The sequence below is a fragment of the Methanoregula sp. genome (assembly GCF_049690535.1).
Lineage (GTDB): Archaea > Halobacteriota > Methanomicrobia > Methanomicrobiales > Methanospirillaceae > Methanoregula.
Genome location: NZ_JBAVMX010000020.1, coordinates 1 through 17,261, shown reverse-complemented (window position 1 = coordinate 17,261; position 17,261 = coordinate 1). Strand labels below are relative to the sequence as shown.

Below are 17,261 nucleotides of genomic sequence, written 5' to 3'. Positions count from 1 at the left end.
ACAGGTTTTACGGGGGGTTATGTCTCTTGAACAGTTCCGAGGCGTACTTCGCGAGGCCGTTTACGCCATCTGTTGACGGGTGGACCTCGATAAACTCCTCGAAGTCATGCACCGAGATATGCCGCTGCATAAGAAACGCGAGGTACCCGGCAACGACCCCTCCCGTCGGCCCTGCTGCGCACATGCCGGTAATCTCGCCCGATGCCGGATCGGCAAAGACCTTTGCAAGCCCTGTATCGCCATACGGCACCGACCAGTAGGTCCCCGGCCCGGCCGGTCCCGGAAGGGCAAGCGATGCGCTCCCTTCACCACCGGACCCGCAGAACGCGAGATCGTGGGCAAGATAGATCGCCTGCGGGATACGGGAATAATCCATGTGCCGCTCCTTACCGAGGATATTGTCGGCCGCGACAATCCCTTCGTGACGGGCGACCGGGGTTAGGAACGGGGCCCCGGCCACGTCCCCGCATGCGTAGATCCCGGGCACGCTCGTCTGCATCCGGTCATTCACCACGATCTCCCCGTCCGGCCCCTTGTCGATCCCGGTCACCATCCCGGAGTTTGGCACGAGACCGGCGGCAAGCAGCACGGCACCGGCCTCAACGGATGCATCCGCTCCCGCCGCTGAATACCGGACGCCCGTAACCCGGGACGTGCCGGCGATCCCGGTCACTTCCGCCCCTTCCCGGATGTCCACGCCGGCAAGTTCCTTAAGGGCGATGGCCCTGAGGTGCTTGTCGAGATTTTTCAGAAAACCACTCCGGGAGAGGACGGTCACCTCGCTCCCGAACGTCTGGAAGATATACGCAAACTCCGCCGCCATCACGCTTCCGCCGATGATGGTGAATTTTTCCGGCAACTCGCGGAGATCCCACAGCGTATGGGGTGTGTACACCCCGGGAAGAGTTATCCCCGGAACATCCGGGATATTCGGCCGGGAACCCGTGGCAATAATCGCGGCCTCTGTATCGACCGGTTCGTCGCCGATGAAGACCTGCGGGCCGTCCACCCGCCCCTCTTTCCCGTAGACCACGTCCACCCCGGCGCTTACGGTCTCGTGGTCGAGGATGCCGGCGATCTTCTGCTGGACCGCGAGCGTCTCGTCCATCACGTTTGAAAAACGGAGCGCCGGGACGGCATCGGTCATCCCATGCTCGTAAAATCTGCGTGCCTGGCCGATGATGCGGGCGACATCATTGAGGGCACAGACCGGCATACAGCCAAAATGGAGGCACTGCCCGCCGATCCCCCGGGATTTTCCCCTGGGTTCGACAAGTGTGACCTTTTTTCCTGCCGTCGCGAGCCGTAGTGAGGCCATCCGCCCGGCAGGACCCCCGCCAAGAACAACGATCATACGGTCCGGTTTTTTAGAAGACTTCGACGCCTTCGTCCATCGGCTCTGAGAGAAGCTCCCCGGTAAAGGCATTGACCTCGACAATCTTCTTGCCCCGGATCTGCCAGACCGGGATGTAAACCTGCTTGGTGTCGACGGTAATGTTCTTGCGGTCCGGTTTTAAGGTCTTTTCCTCGTAGAAGATCGCATCGCCCTTCTCCTGCTTGATCCGGACTTTCTGGGTAAGTCGTTCGATGAGTTCGGTCACCATCCGTTCGGTGGCCTCTTCTTTGGTGATATGCGCATCGGAGACCTCCGCGTTTGCCGGGATCTCCGTATCCTCGACCAGTTTGCCGTCGAGATCGAGCTTGATCCCGTTGATGGCGTTGATCGCACCCCAGCCGTCAGCATCGAAGGGGACGCGCCGGTCCTTGTATACCTGCTCCCCGCTGCTCGCGTAGTGGATCAGGTAGTAGGGGATGAACCGGAGTTTTGCCGCCCCCTGTATCCCTGCGGTACGGATAGCAGCCTGCTCGGAAAGTTTGACCGGGAAGTGCAGGAGCGAAATACCGGAAGGCTCCTCTTCTGCTGCCTCTGCCGGGCCTGCCGCAGCTCCTGCCGCCGCCTTCTTTACCTTTCCCTTGCCCGGTGTGAGGTCGAGCTTCAGTTCCTGCGCGACGATATCGGCAAGCACCGCTTCACCCGCGTACTGGACAAACTCGTCGATGCCCCACTGGGTGCAGTTCTCTGTTGAGATATCCTTTTCCAGGGTGAAGAGGAGCTTCTTGCAGGTCATTTCCTGGTCGTCAACCATCAGGCTGTAGTTGGTCTTGTCAAACTGCCCGATAAGCTCGGCATCGTTTGAACAGAGAACAAGGAGGCACTCCCCGTCCCGGACCGCAGAAAGATCCAGAGGCTCGTCCACCTCTTCGACTTCAAATTTCGCAGCTTCAAGAATGAGCCTCATCGCATTCCTGGCTTTTTCCCGCATGTCGTGTTCCATCATATAAGGATTACCTTGGGCTTATAGAACAATTTTTCTATTGTAATAGCCCAAAATCACTACAATGACCCGTCCGCTCAAGTTTGTCGATCAGAGTATCGATGATTACGCGATGCAGGTGACCTATGATCCCGCCACGGGAACCGGAAATGTCGTTTACAATCTCTCGCTTGTAAAAAACGAGGACTTCGAGTACGCTGTTTCGATCTTAAAGGACGCGTACAAGACCGGGGTTTCTGTCAGCGGGCTGGTAAAGTTTTTTTCATCAGGAGAGCGGATCGCTGATTTCATCGTACCCGAAGGGCGCACGGCCATCTGCACGATATGCAGCATCACGTTCGATGGCCTTTTGATCCGGCGGGGCGTCCCGATCACCCCGATTGGCGGCGGTGTGGTCGAAATCGAGAACCGGGCCCCGCTCCGTTTCACGCATATTATTCTCTACGAGTATACGACCATTGATCCGTTGCAGGTGCTCATCTCCCAGCAGATCACGTCGGTCAACGATGTGATGCGCAAAGGCAGCGGGAACATCCTCGCGAATATCCGGGAGTTCCACATGGAAGCCGAGCCGCTTGTCGGGAGCGTGCTCGACGAACTGGCAGAAAGCAGTTTCACCGGGATCCTCGAAGTTGGCGTGCCCAACGTCCCGCTGCTTGGGGTACCGGGAAGCCCGCAGTATGTTTCCATCGTTGCGGTGGGTGGCACGAACCCGATGGCTGCGATCCGCGAAGGCGGGCGATTTGTCCAGACACAGGCCATGAAGGGCCTCATGGACGTCCGGGAGTTCGTTGAGATCCGGGACTACTAAAACAGGTTTTCCTCGCAGTTTCTGTTTCTTTTTTAACCTGACGGCATCCTGCCTCGCATCGCTTTATATGATACGATATAAATGTGTACCAATAACAACCGCATGTGATTACCGATGAAATATCATTTTACTCTCACACTCCTGATCCTCGCAGCAGTCGTCTGCTGCTGCATGCCCGCGCTGGGTGCGGACAAATATCTGGGGGGAACCCCGGAAATAACGGCGTATCTCACCGGAGTAAACGAATTTTCCCCGGGACAGGATGCCACGATAACGGTTGTCATCCAGAACAGCGGAACAAATGTGGCGGAATTTATCGATCAGAGTACATTGACCCGGGACGATCTCCCCACCACGGCAAAACTTGTCACGGCAGGACTTTCGTCCGGGGGCGCTCCGATCAACATCACGACCGACCCGCAGAACCTTGGCGATCTCCAGAGTCCGGGGATCACCCCCGCGAGTTTTACCGCGAAGATCACCTCGGATGCGACGCTCGGAGAATACACCATTCCCCTGACCGTCCAGTACAAGTACCTCTCCAACAGCCTTGCCAACCAGCCGACGAGTGAAATTATCCAGGACCAGTACACCCCGGTGACCGTGACAATCCCGATCACGATCAAGATTAAACCGGTCGTCCAGATTGACGTACTCAACGCTGACGCACCGGACCTTGTCGTGGGAATGGAAGGGTATGTCAACCTGACGATCAAGAACATCGGCTACGAAGACGGAAAACAGGCGACGGTCACGATCATAAGACACGGTGACAGCGCCGTGATCCCGACCGATGATAATGTCTATATCGGGGACTTCCCGAGAGACGGGATCGTGACCTGCCTGTACAAGGTCGCCGTCTCCAGCGATGCGCAGCAGCAGTCTTATCCTATCGATGTGGACGTGACCTACACAAACGCTGAAGGCGACACGGTGACCTCGGCGATCGATACCGTCGGTGTGCCGGTGGAAAACAAACTCAGTTTTGTTGTGGTTTCACCCCCGACGGTCGTCACGCAGGGATCGACCAGCGTGATCACCGTGGTCTACCAGAATACGGGATCGGTTACGGCACACCAGGCACAGGCCCGGCTCTCGGCGGTCGATCCGCTGTCAAGCTCGGACACCAATGCGTATCTCGGGGATATCCCGCCCGGCGGAAACGTGACCGCTCAGTACGCGATAACTGCCGCAGGCGGGGCTGAGCCCGGGATCTATGCTCTCGATACCGAGGTCAGGTACCGTGATGTCCTCGATAACAGCCAGATCTCCGATACTTTCAAAGCGGATGTTCAGGTTGTGCCCCGGCCGGCAACCTCTGCTCTTGTACAACTGCTTGAGATTGTCGCTGTCGTCGCGGTGCTTCTCGGCGTTGCAGGCTACTACATGTTCGTCATGAGGAAGAAACAGTGAGGTGCGGCTGGAGCGGGGCGTTGCCGGCCCCCGGAATACGGACGATACGGGAGATGCGCTCTGTTCTTGCCGACCCTGCGTGCCCGGCAAGCGACCCCCTCTATTACATGTACCGGGATCTGGCCCGGTCTGAGGCGGACCGGCGCTGGTTATCAGCTCATCAGCTTCGCTATGATATTACGGTCATTCCCCCGCGGGATCTCTGCGGCGAGTATGTCAAGACAAAGGGGCATTACCATCCCGTCAACCCGGCTGGCACCGGATATCCGGAGCTGTACGAGGTTGTGGAAGGGACAGCACAGTTTCTCCTCCAGACACGCACTCTGGATGATATCGTCCTTGTCTTTGCTGGTACCGGGGCGTGCGTGGTCATCCCGCCGGGGTATGGTCATATCTCCATCAATCCTTCACCGGACACCACGCTTGTGATGGCAAATCTGGTCTCCACGGCGTTTGAGAGCGAGTACGGGGAGTACGTGACCCTCCACGGAGCGGCATATTACGTCATGAGCGATGGCCGGATCGTCAAAAACCCGCACTACCCGGACATGCCCCCGGTCAGGAAGTGTACTGTGGTTAAGGGACAGGGTATGGGGGGTCGATCCTGTGCAGGGCCGATCTATTCCCAGATCGGCGACCGGGATACCCTTGCATTCCTCAACGAGCCGGAAAAATACCCGGATATTTTTAGGGGACTGTTAAAAGACTAGGTGCGGCAAGGCGCTTATGGGCGTTCTTCTGTGCCCGGGCCAGCACTTTTTCTTCGGCCGGGGATGCGGCTTTCCAGCCATTTGCCTCGAGATTCCTGAGTGCCGCATCGATCTCGGCATAGGAAAGTCCGATCTCGCCCTCGTCACTCTGCCCGGCCCAGAGCCCGGCTGACGGCGCTTTTGTGAGGATAGGCTCCGGGATCTTCATCTCCCGTGCCATTTCGTAGACCTCGGTCTTGTACAGGTGGACGATAGGCTGGAAGTCTGCCGCATTGTCCCCGTACTTGGTGCAGTAGCCAAGCATGCACTCGCTCCGGTTGGAGGTCCCGCAGACAAGCCGGTGGTCCCGGTTCGCATGGTAGTACAGCACCGTCATCCGGATCCGGGCCATGAGGTTCCCGAGCAGGTACGGGGATTCGGTAAAGCCCGGGAGGGTCTTAAATGCCGCAAGCATGGGGTCGATGCATACCACCCGATGCTCCATACCGAGGCCGGCACAGAGCACCTGTGCATCCTTTACATCCTGCGGGTTACTGACCGATGTCGGCAGGGAAAGCCCGAGTACCTTTTCTGGTCCTACTGCCCGGCAACAGAAGGCGGCTGCGACTGCCGAGTCCACGCCTCCGGAAACGCCGACAACTATCCCGGTACACCCGCTGTTCCAGTAGGCGTACCGGATCATCTGCTCAACCTGTCCCATCCGGCACCCGAGTTCTATGGCCATACCTTATTTCCTCTGTCAGAATAAGCGGATAAATTTTTTTAACTGTTCGGTGTTCCCCGCCACAATCACCGCATCCCCTTCCCGCAGTGCCTCCGCTTCTGATGGCAGGACAATGACCCGGTCCGAGGTTTCGATTCCGAGGACCCGTACGCCGCTTGCGCCTGCGACACTCCCGACCGTTCGGTTCGTGGGATGCCGTATCTGCTTTAAGACAACGACTTCACCGTCCGGAAGATCGATAAGGATCGTGATAGTGTCGGCAAGTACGATCCTGCCGACCGTCTGGCCGCCGATCCGCGGGAGCAGCGCAACGTAATCAGCACCAGCCCGGTATAGTTTCTCCACAGATGACGGCTCGTTTGCCCGGGCAAGGATCCGGATATCCGGGTTGAGGTTGCGTGCCATCAGCGTGGTGAAGATGTTCACGTCATCATCGTTGAGCGCGACGATGCAGAACCGGGCCTCCCCGATTCGCGCCTCTCGCAAAATCTCCTCGTCTTCAGCATTCCCGGTTACCTCGTTTACATCGTATTTTTTTGAATCGACCACCACGCAGGAGATGCCCGATGCCACCATCTCGCTGTATGCGGCAGATCCCACATCGCCAAATCCCGCGATAACCGCGTGGCCGATCTGTTCTTTATCGACTTCAAGTTCTTCGTGGACTGCCCGGCGGATAGCATCCGCAGTCCCGAAGAGAAAAAGCGAGGTGGTAATATCGAGTGTTTCTGACGGCTCCGGACGGGAGATAAACCTGCCTGCTTTCCAGATAAACGGGGCGATGATGCCGTACTGCCCGTACAGGTCCAGCTCGCCGAGCGTTTTTCCCGTCGCCTTGCTCTTGGGCATGACCGGGATATGGATCAGCCGAAGGGTTTTTTCCGGGAATTCATCCTTGTTGATGGTGAGCCGGTCAAGCCCGGGGATGGCGGGTTCGGTGTCCCCTGCCGGGTTGAGGATGGCGTGCCGGGCGAGAATCCTCCCGGTAACCTGCTTGGGGGAGAGCACGTACTCTGCCCCGGCATATCGCAGGTACCGGTCAAAGGAGATCTTGTCGACGATCGAGATAATTCTGGCCGAAGTAAGCCCCCGTATCCCCAGAACAATGCTTGCCGTCGTCCGCTCGTTCTCGCAGAGGATCACAAAATCCGCGTTTTTTATCCAGGCCTGCTCCCATGTCTGCGGGTCATCATAATCCCCCCATATGACAAATGCCCCTCTCCAGTGTTTCCGTGCAAGTTCGCGTGCAGCATTTTCATCTTCTTCGACAAGGAGCACATCCTTGTCCGAGAGAGACAGACTTTCTACCAGTGCGCGGGACAGTTCACCGTTCCCGACGATCACGGTGTGGTGGAAGAGTGCATGGGGCGTACGGCGGGGTGGTCCCGAACGGAGCATCGCAACGAGATACGGGGTGAGAAGAAGGGGTATGACCATGAAGATCATGATGACACCCGAGAGCATCATGACCGATGAGAAGAGGATCATCGCATCCGAGTGGTAGACGAGAAGACTCCCCGTGGTCGTGATCGTCTGTATCACGAATAAAACCGACTGCGACCAGTCTACCGATGTCCCTTCCAGCTGCGGGTACAGCCCATGAAAGAGGATGGTATAGATGAGGATGAGCAGGGCAAATAGCACGAAGTAAATCAGGATCCGCATCCATGCAGACGTGTGGATGATCCGCCAGACGACATTTTTCCTTGATCTCATGATACACGCCTCCGTTCAATGTTCCGGCGGATGCTGCAGGCTTCACATTCCCCGTCGCTGATCGGTTCGCCGCACACCGGACATGATGCGGGTAACCCTTGCGCGGCAGCGATACCGGTAAGGGTCCCGGCGAGGTTTGCGAGCGCGAATTTTGTGGCCGGGTGCCGGTGATCGTAGGTGTCGAGTGCCACCCGTGCATCCGCAGAACGGGAGCCGCTGCCGGGACAGGGGCACGGAGGCAGGGTGCCACAACCGTCACACTCCGGATGCAGCTCCGCATACCGGATCACTTCCGGCGCTGGGACCTCCATGAACGGCCGGATGACGGGGATGTGATTTTTCCCCGTTGTTCCCGAAGAGAACAGGGTGCATTCGACGGTTCCTGAAAGCAGGCTGGAAAAAAAAGCCCCGGCGCTGTCGTCAACGGTAGTGGGGAATGCGCACCGGGTGACACTGTGTGCTTCTGCTATCTCCCCGATCAGATCATGTATGAGCACCCGACAGGAACGGCAGGCCACTTCCTGCCCGTCCTTCTGTACGATCGCATCCATCGTCGTACCGTACCGTTCCGCAAAAGAGCCGCAGAACAATTCGATACCGCACGCATCCGCCACGTTCCGGGCCTGATCCGGTGCAGAGCAGCCGCTCATACCGGGGTCGATGGCGATCGCAGAGAGCCGGATGTCACGGCGATTTGCCGTGAGTTTTACAAGGAATACGAGCAGGGCGGCGCCTGATGCATCGCCCGAAAGTACAACGGCGATATGGTCCCCCGGGCGCAGCCAGCCGTGCAGGCGGATGGCACGCTTTGCCTTTGCCTCGAAATCCTTGAGAAAATGCACCGGGCAGAGGTGTTTTCCCGAATAGGGCTGGAAAACGAGCGCCTCGCGCCGGCACGTATCGCACTGCATAGGAGACAGATCCTGTTCTGATCTGGATGATCAAAGATGTTTAAGGTTGTGATGCTCCGGCGATAGTGGCCACGGAGACCATGATTTTATAGTCTGCCACGTAACCACTTCTAACAACCATGGTCGTGTCTCCGGAGCGTATCCGCAGCCTGCACAAATACGAAAAAGCGATTCTTGTCGCGCTCGAGCGCCAGATGAAGCGGTACAAGTGGGTGCCGCTCGAAAGTCTCCAGCAGGCGACGTGTCTTGCCGACTCCGAGGTCAATTACCGGTTGTCACGGCTCATCCAGTGGGGCATGGTGCGGTTCAACCCGGTGCCATACGATGGTTATGCACTTGTTTTTGGCGGGTACGACACGCTCGCTCTTATCACGCTCACCAAAAAAGGTGTTATTTCGGCGCTCGGCCAGAAGATTGGTGAAGGCAAGGAGTCTGTGGTATTCGATGCGCTCGGCCTTGGGCCGGTGGCGATCAAGTTCCACCGTATCGGCCAGCGTTCGTTTAACACCGCCCGGGTCAACCGAGAGTACATGCCTGAACGCAGCTACTGCCCGTGGCTGCTTGCCTCCCGGCTCTCTGCCGAACGCGAGTACGCGGCACTCACGCTTCTCCATCCGAAAGTTTCCGTCCCGCTCCCCATCGGCCAGAACAGGAACGCGGTCGTCATGTCGCTTATAGACGGGCCGAGCCTTTCAAAGTGCAGACTTTTGGATCCCCGGGCCACACTCGAAGAGATCCTCGCAAATGTGCGGGCCGCGTACCAGGCCGGCGTGATCCACGCAGATCTCTCGGAGTACAACATCCTCCTTGAGAACGGGAAATGTGTCATCATCGACTGGCCGCAGTGGATGGAGGCCACCCACCCCAATGCTGGTGCTATCCTCGAGCGCGACATCAGCAATATTTTAGCCTTCTTTGTGCGGAAGTACAAACTGGAGTATGACCCCGGGGAAGCACTGCGATGCGTGACCGGCTGAGTGTTTTTGGGATCGACATCGTCAAGGGCTCGGTGCGGTCGCGATCACGCCGGCCGATGTACGCGCTTGTCCGTATGGACGGGCAGGATATTTTAAGCGAGAACACGGTCTCGATGTTCCGGCTCTTCCGCCTGCTTGCCGAGGAACGGCCTGATATCCTCGCCGTCGACAGCCTCCAGGAGATTGCGACCGACCAGCACGAACTTTTCTTCTTTTTGCAGGGTCTTCCGCCGCAGACCAAACTCGTGCAGGTGACCGGCGGCGAGAAGAAAGAGACGCTCGGGAAAGTTGCAGCACGGTTCAATATCAGTTTCGACCGGTTCGATCCCTTTGCCGAGGCCCGCACCACGGCCCGGGTGGCATCGCTTGGTGCCGGCGCAGAGGTTATCGCGTTCGAGAACGAGAGCGAGGTCGTGGTGAGCCGGCACCGGTCGCCGGGCCGGGGCGGGTGGAGCCAGAACCGGTACGTGCGGAAGATCCACGGCGCTGTCCAGCTCAAGGGCCGGGAGATCGAGCAGCATCTTTCAGGCGCCGGGCTCCGGTACGAGAAGAAGGAGACGAAAGCATTCGGGGGGTGCAGCCGGGTCGCCTTCCGGGTCTTTGCCGTGCGGGGCCAGGTACCGGTCGGAACGTACCGCGGCGCCGACGTGCAGGTCAGGATCAGCGGCAAGCGCCTCGAACGGATCCGGTTCAGGCCCCTCTCGGGAAAACCCCGGTACCTGATCGTGGGGATCGACCCGGGCACCACCACCGCGGTCGCTGCGCTCGACCTTGACGGGAACCTCATGCATCTCGAAAGTTCGCGGCAGATGAACATGTCAGGCGTGATCGAGGCCCTGTACCGGGTGGGTAAACCGCTCGTCGTTGCATCCGATGTGCAGGAGATGCCGTACTCGGTCGAGAAGATCCGCCGGGCGTTCTCGGCAGTTGCCTATACCCCCCGGCAGGACATGGGCGTCGAGGCGAAGATTGCCCTCACCGCCGCTTTCCCGTACGCAAACGTCCACGAGCGGGACGCGCTCTCGGCAGCGCTCGATGCCTGCCTCCAGTACCAGAACAAGTTCCGGAACCTTATCCGGCGCGTGCCCCCGGGCCACGACCTCGACGAGGTCCGGGCCGGGGTGATCCGGGGCCAAGCGCTCGACCAGGTGCTCATCGATTTGAATGCCGTGGCCCCGGCCGCCCCGGCACCGGCAGCACCGCAGGCGCCGGTGGCAGCGCAGCACGATGACCGGGTAAGGGTTCTGGACGGGATGGTCAAGCGCCTGCGCACGTACGTCGCCGAACTCCAAGAAGAGGTCAAGGCAAAGGAGTACGAGATCCACCGGCTCCAGGGCCGGCTCCGGGCCATGCACGATACCCGGGATGTGCAGCTTGCAAAAGATGCCGAGGTGACAAAGCAGGACGCGATCATCCAGAGCCTCAAAAAACGGCTCAGGAAAGAGGAGCGCCACAGCCGCACGCTCGCAAAAAGGGTGGAACGGATCCGGACCTTTGCCGAACTCTCCATAGATGGCGAGGCGCTTCCGGTCAAAGTGATGGACGCGCTCACAAAAGAGGGGATGCGCCGGCTCGCAGAGGACACCGGCATCCGTGAAGGCGACATCGTGTTCGTGCAGCGCAGCGACGGGTGGGGCAGGGGGATCGTAAAAGACCTGGCTGATGTCCGGGTCCGGGCGCTCATCCTGCCGGCTGCGATCCTGGAAAACGGCGACTCGCAGATCTTCCCTGCATTCCGGGAGGCCGGCATCCCCCTGCTCACTGACACGGTTGCCGGCGTGCAGGTGCGGGGCAGGGTGGGGCTTGCCGCAAAAGACCAACTCGAAACGGCCCTCGCCCGGTGGCAGGACGGGCAGGCACAGTTTTTACGCGAGAAAAAATCCAGCCAGATCGAGCACATGTTCAAGGAGTACAAGAGCGAACGGGGAAAGGAAGTAAAGAAAGGCGGGGGCCAGGGCCATGGACGACCGTGAACTCTTAAAGACCGTGATGGGCATTGTGGGCGAAGAGAACTGCCGTGACGACTGCGCCGTGCTGCCGTGCGGCGACCAGCTGATGGTGGCAACGACCGACATGCTCCACTCGACAACCGATTTTGTTGAAGGCATGACCGACTGGCAGATCGGCTGGATGAGCGCTGCTGTTACCATCAGCGACATCGCGAGCATGGGGGCGGCTCCAAAATATCTCCTCATCGCGGTGGGTCTTGACCGGTGGGAGCACCTTGCCGGCGTCATGCAGGGCGCACAGGACTGCTGTAAAAAATTCGGCGCCGCGATCATCGGCGGGGACATCGACCACCACGGGGAACTCACGGTCGTGACAACCGGCCTTGGTCTCGTGGACCGGGCGCATATCGCCCGGCGGGAAGGGGGCCGGCCCGGCGATCTTGTCTGCATCACCGGTATTCCCGGGCAGGCGCAGGCCTGGCTTGACGGGTATAAGCAGTATGAAAAAGCGCTCTTCGAGCCGCAGCCCCGGGTCGCGGAGGGCCGGCTGCTCGCACGCGGGGGCGTGACCGCGATGATGGACGACAGCGACGGGATCGCCCTCTCGCTCTACGATCTCATGAGCGTGAACGACTGCGGGTTTTCGATCGATTCAGGTCTCGTGCCCCGGCCGGTCGGTATCCCGGAACTGCAGGCCCGCGAGCTGGCGCTGTACGGCGGCGGGGATTACGAGCTGATCTTCACGCTCGTCCCGGACCGGTACCCGGTCGCCGGTGTTCCCTGCACGGTGATAGGAAAAGCCATCCCCGAAAAGGCGGTGCTCGCAGATGGGAAGCCCATGGAGAAACGCGGGTACCAGCACCAATGGTCGTAGCCCGGCATTCCGGGATACACCGGCGCATTTCTCTTAAATACAAACAACAAAAGATAATTGATAGTTAAATGTCCCTTTCACTCAATCATGGAATCGCTGGAAAGTAAACTGGACCGGCTCACTCCCGGAGAGCGCCGGGAGGTCGAGGACTTTGTCGATTTTCTGATCCAGCGGGCGGAGGGGATACATGTCACCGTGCAGGTTGCATCCCACGAGGCCCCGGCCCTCACAAAATCCGTCGCACCCCCGCTTATCGCCCCGGATCCCGTCCCGACTGAGGAGCCGGCCATGCCCCGGTCCCGGGAAGATGTTCCTCCGGCCGCTGTAATGCCGGTGCCTGTGGCAGAACTTCCTACGGTCATCCAGGAGATTGCCGTTGATGACGGGTCTGACGGGTACTTCGATTACGGGAAATTTGAGAAAGCCGCTCCCCCGGCACCGCTTCCCCCGTCTCCGGCAGACGAAGCGGTAAAAAAAGTCAAGAGGAAACTGATCCAGAAGAGCGAGCAGGCGTCAAAGACCCAGCTGCTTGACTGGATCGATTGAGCCCCTCTTGGCAACGGGGGGCAGACTGCTCTCTCACCCGCCGTCCGGAATTTTCAGAACTTTTTTAAAAAAAGAGAGACAGATAGTTCTCACCGGACCGTCACAAGGCGTGCACGAGCGACCGGCGGGTCACGAGGCCAGCCAGTTTCCCTTTGTCGGTGATTGGCACCGTGCTGATGTTCTTTGCCACCATCAGGTCGACCAGCTCGTGGTAATCCGCACCGATGTCAAGCGAGATCAGCGGAGCGCTCATGATATCTTTTACGAGCAGGTTGCGGATCCGGTGATCCTGGTGCTGGTCTTTTACCGTCTCCCGGAACTTCCGCATTGATACCGCCACGTCAGTCTCGGTCACAATGCCGGTGATCTTGTCGTTTGTGGTCACGACAAAACGGGAGATCTTGTCATCCACCATCAGGCGCCGGAGGTGGACGACACGTTCATCGGCATCGATGGTGATGGCCTTTTCAAGGGCGTTTTTTATGGTGCCCTCGTGCGGGTACTTCTTTAACAGGTCGATAGCAGTTACTTGGCCGAGCAGGTTATGGTCGCTGTCATAGACGACCACCACTTTGTACCGCTGGAGCAGGGGGATAAGCACGTCCGTGCTCTCATCGGGATAGACACTCGTGAAATCCTCCTCGACAACACTTGCCACGTGAATGGCGGCCGGCGCAAGGGCGGTGTTCTGCTTGCTGCCCAGTTTCTCCGCGATAGCCTGACGGGATACCGTGCCCACAACCGAATTATTGTTGAGCGCGATGAGGGGGTCGATTCCCTCGTCAAGCATCTTGTCGAGCGCCTCGGTGATCTTTGCCGATTTGGATATGGTCGTTGGTTTTGCCATGATATCTTTAATAAACAATTCTTTTGTCATTTCGCCACTTCCTTTATGATATCATCACGTTTTATTATCCCTACCAGGGTGCCGTGTTCGACGACAACCAGGTTGTTGACCTGTTCTCTCTGCATCAGTCCGACTGCATACGAAAGCGGGCTTACCGGGGCGACCGTGATCACCGGGCTGGTCATCACGTCGCCTGCAGTCACCGGGATATTCGTCGGTTCATCCGGCCCGCTCCCGGCATGAATTGTTTCATATCGTCTGAGAGGTTCTTCGTTGTTTGTCCCCCCGGATCGTTTCCGGTCCTCATCGTGGAAGGCCAGGTTGGTCTCTGTGATGATGCCGGCTACCGATCCATCGTTACTGGTCACCACCAGTTTCTTGTCCCGCTCTTTCATGAGCGCAATTACGTGGGCGAGCGAGTGCCAGCGGTTGACCGTTACTGCATCCTCCATCACGTCCTGCACCGTGCCGCGAAGGCCGGCAACAAAGGCGGATTTCATCAGATCGCTTTTCGTGACAATCCCGGTGATCGTTCCGTGATCCACTATCGGTACACAACCGATGTTTCTTGCCACAAATGTGGCGGCAATAGTCCGGAGCAGGGTGTCGGATGCGGCGACGACCGGGCCGGGTGTTGCATACTCGGCAACCGGAATCTGGTCAGGCATGCGCTTCCGCCATGCCGCACCCTGCTGCAAGAGGCGGTACCCGATGTCTTTTTTCGTGAGGAGCCCGGCAAGTTTTCCCGTATCCACGACAAGTACACGCGAAATTTTGTGCCGCACCATCAGGTTCCGGGCATAAGCAACAGTGTCTGTCGGTGAAACGGCAAAGACCGGGGCACTCATCACATCGCGTGCGGTAAGGTAACTGGCTGGCATGGAGGTTACTCCTCGGAAAATGCCCTTACGAGATCAAATTCCGTCACGAGACCGATAAGACGCGCGTTCTCGATGACCGGCAGCGCCCCGATATTCCGGTTCAGCATCTCCCGTGCCGCCTCGTTCACGGGGGTTTCCGGGGTGGTGGTGAACAGGTCGCCGGCCATGAGCGTCCGCACCGGGAGAGCCATGACCTCTGCGATATTCCCGGTGGTGAGGCGGGCAAATACCTCCCTCGTCCCCAGGTACCGCATGATGTCAGTCGCAGTGATGATGCCAAAGAGCACGTCGTCACTTACCACAGGCAGCCGGCGGAACCGGAATTTTGTCATGTCCTGTGTAACGGTTGCAATCGGGCTGTCGGGAGCGGTTACCCTCAGGGTGGAACTCATTACATCCTCGACAAAGAGGGGGCTGTGCTCCGCGGCAAGCATCCTGAGCACGTCCCGCTCGGTCACGATACCGGCAAGAATGCCGTCATCATCGACAATCGGGAGCCCCCCGATCTTCTTTTTCACGATAAGTTCCAGCGCGTCGACGATACGGGCATCGTGCGGGAGCGCTTCGGGGTGTGCGGTCATGATGGTGCGCACAGGCTCGTTGACAGCGGCCGACAGGTTGCCGTTGTGTCTGACCTTGACAAGTTTGTACTTGTCACCACCGCCCATGAAGTTGATTACGTCGCCGGAGGTGACGATCCCCCGGAGTTTCTTTGTGCCGGCATCGGTGACCGGCAGCCGGCGGAACCCGCATTCCGTCATCGTTGCGACGGCGCTGATAATGCTCTGCGTGGGCGGCACGGAAATAACGTCCTGGGTCGCAATCGCCATCACCTCACCTTCCTGCTGTACGATATGGGATTTGAACTCGACCGGGCCCCGATCGAATTTTCCCTGCATTTTCAAGAGCCGGTCACCCTGCTTGGTGGCCCACCCGTTCTGATTCGTCAACGTTCCTCCTTTTTTTGTCGTCTGCCGGCTCGGTGCTGCATCCCGGTCAGATCTATTTTATCCTGTTCTTTTCCGGCCCGTTTGAGTCCGGGACTGGTTCTCCAGATGGTTTCCTGTGCATCGTGCCATTACGTGGTTTTCTGTAACGTTACTCTTCTCTTTGTGCCGACATCGGTCCCGCCGTAGTTCCCATGGTTTGGGACACCGCCCGGCTTTTACGCAAGCCCGGCAAGGACATCGTGCCGGTCGAGGATTCCCACGAGGGTACTGCCATCAATGACAGGGAGCCGGCTCACATCGTTATCGACCATGAGCCGGGCCGCATCGGAAAGCGGCGCCCCGCCAGAGACGGTCACGACCTCCTGTGCCATAACGTCCCCGGCAGCCTTTGTACTGCTCTGGGCAATCGATGACCGCGAACCACCGGACCGGATCAGGTCGCGGCGGGATATAAGGCCCACAAGCCTTTTTTTCTTCACCACCGGGAACGCGGTAAACCCGGTCTCCACGATCTTCGCATAGACCTGCTGGAGCGTGTCGGCAGGATCCGCGGTGATAATCTGCTTTGACATGTGGGTGCTGACCCGGCCCGAAAGCTCGTTTCTTGATATGATGACCGGGAACAGGTCGGAGAGGAGAACCCCGCCAAGGATATGGCGGCCGGGATCGATGATAGCAGCGCTGTCGGTACGGAATTCCCGCATGGCCCTTGCCACACTCTCGATGGACGCTTCCGGGCCGGCGCATGCCGCCTCCTTCACGAACCCCTCAACGGTCACGTTTGACTTCGTCGCGGTCACCCGCAGGGCATCCGTGATATCGATATACCCCAGCAGGTCCTTTTTTATGCCGGTGACGTAGACTTCGCGGAACCGGTCGTCTCGTAAGATCTGCCGTGCTTTTGTTATCCCGTCATGACAGTTAAGCACAGGAATCTCGATCAGGAAATCCCGTGCTGTTTTCATGTAAGGGTGTCCTCTTCACGGCAGCGGGCGCAGAGCATCACACCGTCTACACGCTTAAGATCATCAGACATCTGACTGCATCGGCTGCACATGCCCACTTCGATATGATCCTCCCGGTTGATCTCGATAAGATCCGTGAGGAGCTCGTTTTGTTCGTTTGAGATGGTCAGAAGATCCCGCACGGTAACGATACCGATGACCTTGCCGCTCTTGTCGACAACGGGAAGTCTCCTGACCTTGTGCTTGACCATCATCTGGGCTGCGTCAGCGACCGTCTTATCCGCACTCACCGTAATGAGTGGCGTACTCATGATTGTACTCACCTGAACTGTGCTTGGTTTGAGATCCTTTGCCACCACCTTGCAGTTGATGTCCTCCTCGGTAACAATGCCAATCGGCTTGTTCCTCTCAAGGATAATGACGCTCCCGACCTCTTCGCGGCACATGGCTTTTGCCGCTTTTGCGACAGTGGCCTCGATGCTGATCATGGTCGGGTTGCGTTTCATCATCTCGCTCAACGGGACGCGGGTTTCAAACCGGATCGTGTTGGTTGTCTTTTTCATGAGTCACCTCCTAAAAAGTGCCTGGCTGATGATTACAATTAGCATCCTTTCCGCCCCTTGTATAAATACAATTTGGCTGCGGCGAAAA

Annotated in this window: 17 protein-coding genes; 7 read left to right on the top strand and 10 right to left on the bottom strand. The window is 58.4% G+C overall.

Annotated elements, in window-relative coordinates; all coding sequences use genetic code 11:
* Positions 1-7: 7 nt before the first annotated feature.
* Both WCE46_RS01345 and WCE46_RS01340 read right to left on the bottom strand, forming a co-directional pair.
* On the bottom strand, positions 8-1,354 hold the full coding sequence (locus WCE46_RS01345; RefSeq protein ID WP_424731901.1) for a dihydrolipoyl dehydrogenase family protein: 1,347 nt from the start codon (positions 1,352-1,354) through the stop codon (positions 8-10).
* Positions 1,355-1,367: 13 nt separating this feature from the next.
* Positions 1,368-2,339, bottom strand: coding sequence for a hypothetical protein (locus tag WCE46_RS01340; RefSeq protein WP_424731900.1), 972 nt, complete (start codon positions 2,337-2,339; stop codon positions 1,368-1,370).
* A gap of 61 nt (positions 2,340-2,400) precedes the next feature.
* Here WCE46_RS01340 and WCE46_RS01335 point away from each other — a divergent pair, with 61 nt between their 5' ends.
* The 3 genes from WCE46_RS01335 to WCE46_RS01325 all read left to right on the top strand — a co-directional run bounded on the left by WCE46_RS01335 (position 2,401) and on the right by WCE46_RS01325 (position 5,270).
* On the top strand, positions 2,401-3,147 hold the full coding sequence (locus tag WCE46_RS01335; RefSeq protein ID WP_424731899.1) for a DUF128 domain-containing protein: 747 nt from the start codon (positions 2,401-2,403) through the stop codon (positions 3,145-3,147).
* Between the two features lie 114 nt (positions 3,148-3,261).
* The gene (locus WCE46_RS01330; RefSeq protein ID WP_424731898.1) at positions 3,262-4,560 is read left to right on the top strand and encodes a COG1361 S-layer family protein; all 1,299 of its coding nucleotides are present in this window, start codon (positions 3,262-3,264) and stop codon (positions 4,558-4,560) included.
* Positions 4,557-5,270 carry a glucose-6-phosphate isomerase family protein gene (locus tag WCE46_RS01325; RefSeq protein WP_424731897.1) on the top strand — a complete coding sequence of 238 codons (714 nt, stop codon included), beginning with the start codon at positions 4,557-4,559 and terminating at the stop codon, positions 5,268-5,270. Before WCE46_RS01330 ends, WCE46_RS01325 begins: the two co-directional genes overlap by 4 nt.
* Here WCE46_RS01325 and WCE46_RS01320 read toward each other — a convergent pair.
* Genes WCE46_RS01320 through WCE46_RS01310 form a run of 3 tightly spaced genes read right to left on the bottom strand, consistent with a single transcriptional unit; the run spans position 5,248 to position 8,621 of the window.
* On the bottom strand, positions 5,248-5,994 hold the full coding sequence (locus WCE46_RS01320) for an NAD+ synthase (RefSeq protein ID WP_424731896.1): 747 nt from the start codon (positions 5,992-5,994) through the stop codon (positions 5,248-5,250). The genes WCE46_RS01325 and WCE46_RS01320 overlap by 23 nt on opposite strands.
* A gap of 15 nt (positions 5,995-6,009) precedes the next feature.
* Positions 6,010-7,710, bottom strand: a complete 1,701-nt coding sequence (locus WCE46_RS01315) for a potassium channel family protein (RefSeq protein ID WP_424731895.1) — start codon at positions 7,708-7,710, stop codon at positions 6,010-6,012.
* Positions 7,707-8,621 (bottom strand): tRNA(Ile)-lysidine synthase, encoded by a 915-nt coding sequence (locus tag WCE46_RS01310; RefSeq protein ID WP_424731894.1) that lies wholly within the window; start codon positions 8,619-8,621, stop codon positions 7,707-7,709. Before WCE46_RS01310 ends, WCE46_RS01315 begins: the two co-directional genes overlap by 4 nt.
* A 119-nt stretch (positions 8,622-8,740) precedes the next feature.
* On the opposite strand from WCE46_RS01310, the gene WCE46_RS01305 reads away from it, so the two are divergent.
* The 4 genes from WCE46_RS01305 to WCE46_RS01290 all read left to right on the top strand — a co-directional run bounded on the left by WCE46_RS01305 (position 8,741) and on the right by WCE46_RS01290 (position 12,967).
* Positions 8,741-9,598, top strand: a complete 858-nt coding sequence (locus tag WCE46_RS01305; protein WP_424731893.1) for an RIO1 family regulatory kinase/ATPase — start codon at positions 8,741-8,743, stop codon at positions 9,596-9,598.
* Positions 9,583-11,571, top strand: coding sequence for a DUF460 domain-containing protein (locus WCE46_RS01300; RefSeq protein ID WP_424731892.1), 1,989 nt, complete (start codon positions 9,583-9,585; stop codon positions 11,569-11,571). Before WCE46_RS01305 ends, WCE46_RS01300 begins: the two co-directional genes overlap by 16 nt.
* A complete protein-coding gene (gene thiL / locus WCE46_RS01295) occupies positions 11,558-12,421 on the top strand; it encodes a thiamine-phosphate kinase (RefSeq protein WP_424731891.1) in 864 nt (287 codons plus the stop codon). Before WCE46_RS01300 ends, thiL begins: the two co-directional genes overlap by 14 nt.
* A gap of 87 nt (positions 12,422-12,508) precedes the next feature.
* Positions 12,509-12,967 carry a hypothetical protein gene (locus WCE46_RS01290; protein WP_424731890.1) on the top strand — a complete coding sequence of 153 codons (459 nt, stop codon included), beginning with the start codon at positions 12,509-12,511 and terminating at the stop codon, positions 12,965-12,967.
* 100 nt (positions 12,968-13,067) lie between these two features.
* Here the strand turns inward: WCE46_RS01290 and WCE46_RS01285 are convergent, their stop codons facing one another.
* From WCE46_RS01285 to WCE46_RS01265, 5 genes are all read right to left on the bottom strand, one after another.
* Positions 13,068-13,844, bottom strand: a complete 777-nt coding sequence (locus WCE46_RS01285) for a CBS domain-containing protein (RefSeq protein ID WP_424731889.1) — start codon at positions 13,842-13,844, stop codon at positions 13,068-13,070.
* Positions 13,841-14,695, bottom strand: a complete 855-nt coding sequence (locus WCE46_RS01280; RefSeq protein ID WP_424731888.1) for an HPP family protein — start codon at positions 14,693-14,695, stop codon at positions 13,841-13,843. The genes WCE46_RS01285 and WCE46_RS01280 overlap by 4 nt, the downstream gene beginning before the upstream one ends.
* A 5-nt stretch (positions 14,696-14,700) precedes the next feature.
* Entirely contained in the window at positions 14,701-15,594 is an 894-nt protein-coding gene (locus WCE46_RS01275) for a CBS domain-containing protein (protein ID WP_424731927.1), read from the bottom strand.
* A 266-nt stretch (positions 15,595-15,860) separates the two neighbouring features.
* Positions 15,861-16,610 (bottom strand): CBS domain-containing protein, encoded by a 750-nt coding sequence (locus WCE46_RS01270; protein WP_424731887.1) that lies wholly within the window; start codon positions 16,608-16,610, stop codon positions 15,861-15,863.
* A complete protein-coding gene (locus WCE46_RS01265) occupies positions 16,607-17,173 on the bottom strand; it encodes a cyclic nucleotide-binding/CBS domain-containing protein (protein WP_424731885.1) in 567 nt (188 codons plus the stop codon). The genes WCE46_RS01270 and WCE46_RS01265 overlap by 4 nt, the downstream gene beginning before the upstream one ends.
* Positions 17,174-17,261 lie beyond the last annotated feature (88 nt).

What these genes read in the sequence shown, in the direction of transcription:
- WCE46_RS01290 (WP_424731890.1), top strand. Translation starts at nt 12,509, where the DNA reads ATGGAATCGCTGGAAAGTAAACTGGACCGGCTCACTCCCGGAGAGCGC.
- WCE46_RS01305 (WP_424731893.1), top strand. Translation starts at nt 8,741, where the DNA reads ATGGTCGTGTCTCCGGAGCGTATCCGCAGCCTGCACAAATACGAAAAA.
- thiL (WP_424731891.1), top strand. Translation starts at nt 11,558, where the DNA reads ATGGACGACCGTGAACTCTTAAAGACCGTGATGGGCATTGTGGGCGAA.
- WCE46_RS01285 (WP_424731889.1), bottom strand. Translation starts at nt 13,844, where the DNA reads ATGACAAAAGAATTGTTTATTAAAGATATCATGGCAAAACCAACGACC.
- WCE46_RS01280 (WP_424731888.1), bottom strand. Translation starts at nt 14,695, where the DNA reads ATGCCAGCCAGTTACCTTACCGCACGCGATGTGATGAGTGCCCCGGTC.
- WCE46_RS01315 (WP_424731895.1), bottom strand. Translation starts at nt 7,710, where the DNA reads ATGAGATCAAGGAAAAATGTCGTCTGGCGGATCATCCACACGTCTGCA.
- WCE46_RS01330 (WP_424731898.1), top strand. Translation starts at nt 3,262, where the DNA reads ATGAAATATCATTTTACTCTCACACTCCTGATCCTCGCAGCAGTCGTC.
- WCE46_RS01310 (WP_424731894.1), bottom strand. Translation starts at nt 8,621, where the DNA reads ATGCAGTGCGATACGTGCCGGCGCGAGGCGCTCGTTTTCCAGCCCTAT.
- WCE46_RS01340 (WP_424731900.1), bottom strand. Translation starts at nt 2,339, where the DNA reads ATGATGGAACACGACATGCGGGAAAAAGCCAGGAATGCGATGAGGCTC.
- WCE46_RS01320 (WP_424731896.1), bottom strand. Translation starts at nt 5,994, where the DNA reads ATGGCCATAGAACTCGGGTGCCGGATGGGACAGGTTGAGCAGATGATC.
- WCE46_RS01270 (WP_424731887.1), bottom strand. Translation starts at nt 16,610, where the DNA reads ATGAAAACAGCACGGGATTTCCTGATCGAGATTCCTGTGCTTAACTGT.
- WCE46_RS01265 (WP_424731885.1), bottom strand. Translation starts at nt 17,173, where the DNA reads ATGAAAAAGACAACCAACACGATCCGGTTTGAAACCCGCGTCCCGTTG.
- WCE46_RS01300 (WP_424731892.1), top strand. Translation starts at nt 9,583, where the DNA reads ATGCGTGACCGGCTGAGTGTTTTTGGGATCGACATCGTCAAGGGCTCG.
- WCE46_RS01345 (WP_424731901.1), bottom strand. Translation starts at nt 1,354, where the DNA reads ATGATCGTTGTTCTTGGCGGGGGTCCTGCCGGGCGGATGGCCTCACTA.
- WCE46_RS01275 (WP_424731927.1), bottom strand. Translation starts at nt 15,594, where the DNA reads ATGCAGGGAAAATTCGATCGGGGCCCGGTCGAGTTCAAATCCCATATC.
- WCE46_RS01335 (WP_424731899.1), top strand. Translation starts at nt 2,401, where the DNA reads ATGACCCGTCCGCTCAAGTTTGTCGATCAGAGTATCGATGATTACGCG.